We start from the raw sequence: 6,022 nt of genomic DNA on the forward strand, positions 1-6,022 counted from the left end.
GCTTATAAATCGCCTCGTAATACTCGTCATAAGTAGTTGTCACGTACTTATTGCGCTTGTTAAAATGCTTGTTTGGGATAGATACTTTTTCGATTCGCTTTACACACTCAAATCCTGCCTTTTCTTTATCAAGACAAAGTAACAAGCACTTTCTTTTAGTTGATGCCCTAACTACACTTACTGTCATGATCAGCACCCCTTATTTTTCTGCGTATGCCTTAGCAGCTTCATTTTGCGCTTCAATGTATGTCCATTCCAAAGTGTACAAACTCACATCTTCTAACCTTCTACCATCGCTAGTTTTATAGACTCCCATGTTATGCAATTGCTTGATGAGAAACTTCTTACGCTGACTGACTTCTGTTGCTTTTAGCTGTTTGTCAATCGCTGCTAGGCTCAATATCCATTCACCTGTCTTTCATGGTTTATTTTGTTTTTCTCAAGATATGCTTGTTCAATTTGCTCCCATGTGAAGCCTAAGGTTTTACCCAAACCAATGAAATTGCTTAGAATTTCCCCATAATAAAATTGTTTGTGTTCTCGACCAGATACTACACTAAATTTCGATATTTCTTTGAATATAACTCCAAACATTGTCAGAGCTGTCTTTTCATGTACCAAGTAAGGTTTAACTTTTTCAAATCCCAATTCCAACCCAATACTCAAAATGAAGTGTAAGCAATCAACGTATTCTTCTAGGAGTGGTCTTGCTTCAATGCCTGTCCCATAACAATATAAGCAAGGCTCGTAGTAAGGCATTCCCGGTTCGACTTCTTCGCCAGTAACGAAAAATTGATTGCCATTACATGCATGACATACAATTTCCGTTCTTGGCTCTTGGTCTTTACTCCAAAACTTAAACCCTCGCCACTCATTTGCTAACTCACCTAATTCAACTTGTAAAGCAAGAATTTTTTTATCAAGTAGATCCTCACCATGTAAATTGTGCTTATCTAAAATGCGTTTATCTAATTCGGCTTGTATCTTGAATAGTTTTTCTAGGTTCATTGGTTATCTCCCTCTCAATCTCTCAGCCTGTGCCAAAATTAATTTATCTGCATCTTTATCTTGGATGGTAATGTCCATTACTCTATTTTCGATTTCCTGTCTGATGTTTAGGTGTATGGGAAACTCATTCCGTATCTGCTGTACCATTCTTCTTGAAGTTCTAAGTCTGTACTGCCAATTTTCTCAGCTATTTGAATGAGCTGGTGTTCTCCTAAGTTTTTAAAGCGTGTCATATGTTCCCCTTCCTTGTTGCGGTTTCTATCCGAACTGTGCGGTTACCAAGATGCCAAATCTTCGTTAATATCCAATGCCTTACAATGCAAAGTCACACAAGCCCCGTAATGCCAACCACTTCCACTACCAGCTTCACTTTCGATTGTTGCTAGTGGTTTAGATTCTCCAAAGAAAGTAATTATTGAGGAATCTTCGTAATCATCACCATTATCTTTTCGTGCCACGCTAGTAATAACAGGATTCCTTAAATCATTAGGTGAATAAAGTAATTTAGTAGTAAAATTAGCATATCCACAACAACCTCCGTAATCTGAAAGAACTTCTAATTTGTAAACTTGTTCGCCTTTCTTCACTTCAATGTATGTTTCTCCTACACTTAAAATTTGAGCACCTATCAAATTTTCTAACATTCGTTTTACATCTCCTTTACTTCGCAATTTCTCTCAACTTATAATCATTTTCGCTTCCCTTCTGGCTCATGAACATACCTTCTACCACTGACAGTAATCACTGTCGGGATGTTCTTTTTGACTTTCTTCACCGTAACTACCGGGCGATATTTTTCTCCCTTAGAGAATGTTCTAGGCATTGGTATCACCTTTTATAGCTTGACGCGCTTTAAACCCTCTATCGATATCTACATTAGATTTTTTTAGACCTGAATCCTTGCCATAATCAACTTCTCTATCATGGTTTTCTGGGTCTGCATAAAACTCTAATGCTTGTTTGTAGCGTTGGTTTTGTTTCCCTAAGATTTTCAACATTATTTTCAAATCCTGAACACGTTCAGCTTGTTCAATTAACCAATCGACATCACATCTTCCGTACATATCCTCTATAAGTTGGTTTTCTTTTTCTAACTTTTCATTGTATAAACGTTCTTGTCTGTATGCTTCATTTATTGCGTAAACTGCATCATCCAACTCTTTCACACGTTCTTCCAGTTGTATCTTTTCTTCTGCTTGTTGGATTAAGAATCTCCAATTTTTCTCTAGTTCTGTTTTTCCGTTTCTCAATCCTAAAAAGAAATAGTTTGAGTTCTTTATTTCTTCCAACCTCTCCTTACTCATTCGCTTTCCCCTCCAATAACTCGATTCAAATACCAACTAGCTTTTGCATAGCCTTTGTATATATCATTGGGTATCAAGCCTATTTTCTACTGGGCAAACAAGAGCTAATTCGTACGGTTTATAACTGAAATCCATACCTTCCAGACCAAATTCCCCATTCTCAAAGAAATAATTAATAGATCTTGTTATACTTCCCAAGCTAATAATGTCACCTTTTTTATATTCGTTGATGTTACGACCAAACTTAGCCCACCATCTTCGCTCTTTTTCTCGTTGAATTTCTTCTGGTGTGGCATGTCGCAACTTGGAAAATACATAATATTGTTTGTTATCTACATAAGGGCATTCATCTACGTAAACCGCAATTTCATCATGTGTAATTTTTGCGATTCTAGAAGTCCATATATCACCATGATTATTGACAACAACCCAATCATTAACTTCGAATTTAGGATCTACTTCATATCCGATGTACAAAGCTTTTATAAGTGTGTCTAGGTCAATTAACTTTTTTCCATTCGCTAGCAATGTTGTTGTAGTTAGCTACGATTTCGTGGTCTTTCATTCTTCTCCTAGTATTTTCTATTAATGTTCCTAGTTTTTCTGATACCTTTACCTTTTCACTCATTCGTTTTCCCCTCCAATAACCTTATTCAAATACCATCTAGCTTTCTTTAAATCTTCCATACCGCCCTTTTTCTGATGGCGCATAACATATTTGATTACATTTCCTAAGCAGTAAGCATGGAATCCGTTTAGGTCTGTTGTAGCTTGTTCAATTATGTCAATTACTTCTGTTTTACCTTGATAATGTGATGGGTGGTTTACGTTGTCAGTATCGACAATCGCCCATTCACCTTTACCCCTCCTAATCTAGTTCCCTAGCTTTATCAAACTGTTCCTGCGTTATTTCAATGTTTACAGGAGTGTAATGCTTCAACCATTCTTCTACATCAAAATTAATTACTGCATCATCTCCAAACGTTTCAATCATGTGCTCTTTATGGTTATTGCTCTCCTGTTTAAGCTCTTCCAACTCCTTATCACCAGGAGCTTCAAAATCGTCTCTCCAAATCATAAATGCACATTCAACATCATCAATGAGCACATCTAAGTTTTCATCCGACCAATCTCCGTTTTCAGGTCCATTTGCTAGATAACGATCTTTATTTTCCTTGTTTTGAAATACTATTACAGGTACTTTTTTCATCTTTACCCCTCCTAATCAGCTCTTTACCTGGCACTAATAAACTAGACCCTCTCGAAAATGCCTTCTGAATATCATCAATTTTTCCGTTCATCCAGTTTTCGTATAGTGTGAAGAATACCTCATGTGGATTACGCTTTACTGTTTTCGAAATGAAATTTACGCTTTTGCCATCTCGCCATAATTCCAAAATCTGCTTTTCTTGCCAGTCAGGCATTCTGAAATCAAGGTCCTTTTCATCGAACAAAATTCGGTTATTCCTACCCTTTAGGAATGCATTGGGGTTGCCAAGCGTGTTCATGCCAATCCACGCTCTTGCAGATATTTCCTCGTTTCCTCAACATTTGGAACAGCTTTATCTTGAACTGCACTTTTATATTCATTCCACTCAAGCCATTTTCGTTCTGTTTCCGTCTGAGTATCTTTTGGATCAAATATCATTACTGATTTCATTCCCATGAACATTAGTGATTCCTCCTCATTCGATAATCTTCACCCTCAACTTCATAGATTCGCTCTCCGCACATTCCTAGCAATCTACTACAAGCTGCATATCCAATCTTTTCAGCAAGTGAACCAGTATCTTCGTTCGAACTGAACATAATCGGTCTGTGATGTCTGTACCGTTCATTGATGATTTGGTAGTACAAGTCTTCTTTTGCTTCGGACCATTTTACTTTTCCTAAGTCGTCCCAAACGAGTACATCCACGTTGATTGCGCTATTTAGCAATTTATTTAACGTTTCACCTTCATCGTTCATTCGTTTAGCGTTGATTAGTTCATTCATAAACTCCACATCCGATACGCATAAGACACGGCAACCTCTTTCAAATTTGGATTTCTGACCATGTGCCAATTCATCCCGAACTCGTACTTTATTTAGCATCCATTTGGCAGCTGCCATTTGTAAGTGAGTCTTTCCTAAACCAAAGTTGTTACGTTCTGCTTTTGCCTGGTGACGATCTTCTCCAAACAATGCTTTTATCCGTGATTCACCAAACACCGCCATAAACGCTAAGCTATTATGCTCCGGTTTGTTTTCAATAATGTTTGGAAACTCTCTTAGATATTCTTGAATAGCCCGGAATAACGTTTGCTGTGCTTCACTTTCACGAACATAATTATCAAATCTAGCATTTTTAAATTCACTAGGGATTAAAGCATTTTTAAAACGGTTTTTAAGATGCTTTGTTTCTTGGCAGTGACAAGGCCTGTATACATCACGCTCAAACCCATAATCTTCATCATAAATCCGTTCAATCAATGAACCAGTATCTTTACAATCCTTGCACTCAACGTCCGAGTACTGCTCGTTTTGATGATTCAAGCTCTCGCTGCGCTTCTGCATAGCTCTTGCCCTTTCCATTACTTGTTCCATTGCTGAACCTAGGTCTGTGAAGCCCGTTGTCATGCGTTTCACCTTCCTTTTCTGCGTAGTAACGATCTAATATAAAGCCTGCACAATAATCCAGTGAGTTTATTTTGTCCCTCGAATGTTTTGGTTGGAATGTTCGAAAACGCTCATCCAAAAACTCAATTGCCTTATCAACTGGAATACCAGATTTTGCAATTTCATTAGCAGACATTTCATCTTTGGGACTTGGATGCATTTGTTGTCTTAATTTCAAATAATGTGAAAGGATTTCGGCAGCAACTTTTTCAGTTTCATTTTTGCTATCCTCTGCTTTACTTTCCTTTGCTTTGCTTTCCTCTGCTTTACTTTGTGTACTAATGTCAACATCTATCGGGTTAATGTCCACAATAATGAGGTTCTTGTATACATTAACTTCTTCATCATCCAATAATAGGTAATCTGAACGAATTTCGACCCTTTTTCTTCGTGCTGCTGCTTCCAAATATCGCTTCTGAATGCCCTTAGAACTAAGGATTTGGTGCTTTTCGAATAAAGACCATGAAAATAATCCCCATTTTATGCAATCATTAATGATGTCATTTATTCGATTAATGTTTACATTAACTCTCCTAGAGAATAATAATTGTTCCTTTTCTCCCCACTCATAGAAATAACTGTTGTCATAGATTTTCATTAATATCTTTATCACTACACCAAAACCTTCAAGTCCATGGTTAGCTTCAATTAAAGCGATTTTGTCATCCTGATCTATGTCAACATCTAGTGGGAAATAATCAAGACCTTGTTTAATCGGCCTAACCATTACCTCACCCCATTACCTATTAATCTCACAAACTGCTAATCTACCTTTTACCTTTTTGACGGTATAATTTGGATATTTCCGCATATACTGTAGTACAAGCTGTTTCAAGTGTTCCTGGTCACGTGCTTGCTCCCAGATCCATTCCGGGAGCCTCACGTGGGATATGTTACTTCCTGTCATTCCCATATCAAATTTCCGACCTCAATCGTATCTTTCAACTGCTTTGTCATTCTGCAGTAATCACACTTCTCACAACGTACTGGATCCGCATGACCATTCTTCACTTCCATGATTCGCTCAAGCTTCATTTCTGTGTATTCATACT

The 6,022-nt window shown here is 37.4% G+C and carries 16 protein-coding genes; all 16 read right to left on the minus strand.

Annotated features, from left to right (window positions below):
* The coding region (locus AAIB49_RS19110; RefSeq protein ID WP_343458975.1) for a hypothetical protein at positions 1–187 on the minus strand (187 nt) is incomplete at its 3' end.
* 12 nt (positions 188–199) lie between these two features.
* Positions 200–400, minus strand: coding sequence for a Fur-regulated basic protein FbpA (locus AAIB49_RS19115; protein WP_343458976.1), 201 nt, complete (start codon positions 398–400; stop codon positions 200–202).
* Positions 397–1,008: a dUTP diphosphatase gene (locus AAIB49_RS19120; protein ID WP_343458977.1), complete on the minus strand. Its 612-nt coding sequence runs from the start codon at positions 1,006–1,008 to the stop codon at positions 397–399. The genes AAIB49_RS19115 and AAIB49_RS19120 overlap by 4 nt, the downstream gene beginning before the upstream one ends.
* A 107-nt stretch (positions 1,009–1,115) precedes the next feature.
* Positions 1,116–1,241 (minus strand): hypothetical protein, encoded by a 126-nt coding sequence (locus tag AAIB49_RS19125; protein WP_343458978.1) that lies wholly within the window; start codon positions 1,239–1,241, stop codon positions 1,116–1,118.
* A gap of 42 nt (positions 1,242–1,283) precedes the next feature.
* On the minus strand, positions 1,284–1,652 hold the full coding sequence (locus AAIB49_RS19130; RefSeq protein ID WP_343458979.1) for a hypothetical protein: 369 nt from the start codon (positions 1,650–1,652) through the stop codon (positions 1,284–1,286).
* A 44-nt stretch (positions 1,653–1,696) separates the two neighbouring features.
* Positions 1,697–1,831, minus strand: coding sequence for a hypothetical protein (locus tag AAIB49_RS19135; protein ID WP_343458980.1), 135 nt, complete (start codon positions 1,829–1,831; stop codon positions 1,697–1,699).
* Positions 1,824–2,312, minus strand: coding sequence for a hypothetical protein (locus AAIB49_RS19140; protein WP_343458981.1), 489 nt, complete (start codon positions 2,310–2,312; stop codon positions 1,824–1,826). Before AAIB49_RS19140 ends, AAIB49_RS19135 begins: the two co-directional genes overlap by 8 nt.
* A 63-nt stretch (positions 2,313–2,375) precedes the next feature.
* Positions 2,376–2,840, minus strand: coding sequence for a hypothetical protein (locus tag AAIB49_RS19145; RefSeq protein WP_343458982.1), 465 nt, complete (start codon positions 2,838–2,840; stop codon positions 2,376–2,378).
* Positions 2,812–2,940, minus strand: a complete 129-nt coding sequence (locus tag AAIB49_RS19150; protein ID WP_343458983.1) for a hypothetical protein — start codon at positions 2,938–2,940, stop codon at positions 2,812–2,814. Before AAIB49_RS19150 ends, AAIB49_RS19145 begins: the two co-directional genes overlap by 29 nt.
* Positions 2,937–3,185 carry a DUF3310 domain-containing protein gene (locus AAIB49_RS20050; protein WP_481857902.1) on the minus strand — a complete coding sequence of 83 codons (249 nt, stop codon included), beginning with the start codon at positions 3,183–3,185 and terminating at the stop codon, positions 2,937–2,939. Before AAIB49_RS20050 ends, AAIB49_RS19150 begins: the two co-directional genes overlap by 4 nt.
* Complete coding sequence (locus AAIB49_RS19155; RefSeq protein WP_343458984.1) at positions 3,181–3,522, minus strand: hypothetical protein; 342 nt, start codon at positions 3,520–3,522, stop codon at positions 3,181–3,183. The genes AAIB49_RS20050 and AAIB49_RS19155 overlap by 5 nt, the downstream gene beginning before the upstream one ends.
* A complete protein-coding gene (locus AAIB49_RS19160; protein ID WP_343458985.1) occupies positions 3,479–3,766 on the minus strand; it encodes a hypothetical protein in 288 nt (95 codons plus the stop codon). Before AAIB49_RS19160 ends, AAIB49_RS19155 begins: the two co-directional genes overlap by 44 nt.
* A gap of 50 nt (positions 3,767–3,816) precedes the next feature.
* Positions 3,817–3,984 (minus strand): hypothetical protein, encoded by a 168-nt coding sequence (locus AAIB49_RS19165; protein WP_343458986.1) that lies wholly within the window; start codon positions 3,982–3,984, stop codon positions 3,817–3,819.
* Positions 3,984–4,931, minus strand: a complete 948-nt coding sequence (locus AAIB49_RS19170) for an ATP-binding protein (protein ID WP_343458987.1) — start codon at positions 4,929–4,931, stop codon at positions 3,984–3,986. The genes AAIB49_RS19165 and AAIB49_RS19170 overlap by 1 nt, the downstream gene beginning before the upstream one ends.
* Positions 4,813–5,697 (minus strand): DUF4373 domain-containing protein, encoded by an 885-nt coding sequence (locus tag AAIB49_RS19175; RefSeq protein WP_343458988.1) that lies wholly within the window; start codon positions 5,695–5,697, stop codon positions 4,813–4,815. The genes AAIB49_RS19170 and AAIB49_RS19175 overlap by 119 nt, the downstream gene beginning before the upstream one ends.
* Positions 5,698–5,873: 176 nt before the next feature.
* Positions 5,874–6,005 carry a PD-(D/E)XK nuclease-like domain-containing protein gene (locus tag AAIB49_RS19180; RefSeq protein WP_343458974.1) on the minus strand — a complete coding sequence of 44 codons (132 nt, stop codon included), beginning with the start codon at positions 6,003–6,005 and terminating at the stop codon, positions 5,874–5,876.
* Positions 6,006–6,022: the final 17 nt, after the last annotated feature.

The sequence above is a fragment of the Ornithinibacillus proteolyticus genome, assembly GCF_039581225.1.
GTDB lineage: Bacteria > Bacillota > Bacilli > Bacillales > Amphibacillaceae > Ornithinibacillus > Ornithinibacillus massiliensis.

What these genes read in the sequence shown, in the direction of transcription:
- AAIB49_RS19125 (WP_343458978.1), bottom strand. Translation starts at nt 1,241, where the DNA reads ATGACACGCTTTAAAAACTTAGGAGAACACCAGCTCATTCAAATAGCT.
- AAIB49_RS19165 (WP_343458986.1), bottom strand. Translation starts at nt 3,984, where the DNA reads ATGTTCATGGGAATGAAATCAGTAATGATATTTGATCCAAAAGATACT.
- AAIB49_RS19140 (WP_343458981.1), bottom strand. Translation starts at nt 2,312, where the DNA reads ATGAGTAAGGAGAGGTTGGAAGAAATAAAGAACTCAAACTATTTCTTT.
- AAIB49_RS19130 (WP_343458979.1), bottom strand. Translation starts at nt 1,652, where the DNA reads ATGTTAGAAAATTTGATAGGTGCTCAAATTTTAAGTGTAGGAGAAACA.
- AAIB49_RS19135 (WP_343458980.1), bottom strand. Translation starts at nt 1,831, where the DNA reads ATGCCTAGAACATTCTCTAAGGGAGAAAAATATCGCCCGGTAGTTACG.
- AAIB49_RS19120 (WP_343458977.1), bottom strand. Translation starts at nt 1,008, where the DNA reads ATGAACCTAGAAAAACTATTCAAGATACAAGCCGAATTAGATAAACGC.
- AAIB49_RS19170 (WP_343458987.1), bottom strand. Translation starts at nt 4,931, where the DNA reads ATGACAACGGGCTTCACAGACCTAGGTTCAGCAATGGAACAAGTAATG.
- AAIB49_RS19180 (WP_343458974.1), bottom strand. Translation starts at nt 6,005, where the DNA reads ATGAAGCTTGAGCGAATCATGGAAGTGAAGAATGGTCATGCGGATCCA.
- AAIB49_RS19155 (WP_343458984.1), bottom strand. Translation starts at nt 3,522, where the DNA reads ATGAAAAAAGTACCTGTAATAGTATTTCAAAACAAGGAAAATAAAGAT.
- AAIB49_RS19175 (WP_343458988.1), bottom strand. Translation starts at nt 5,697, where the DNA reads ATGGTTAGGCCGATTAAACAAGGTCTTGATTATTTCCCACTAGATGTT.
- AAIB49_RS19150 (WP_343458983.1), bottom strand. Translation starts at nt 2,940, where the DNA reads ATGAGTGAAAAGGTAAAGGTATCAGAAAAACTAGGAACATTAATAGAA.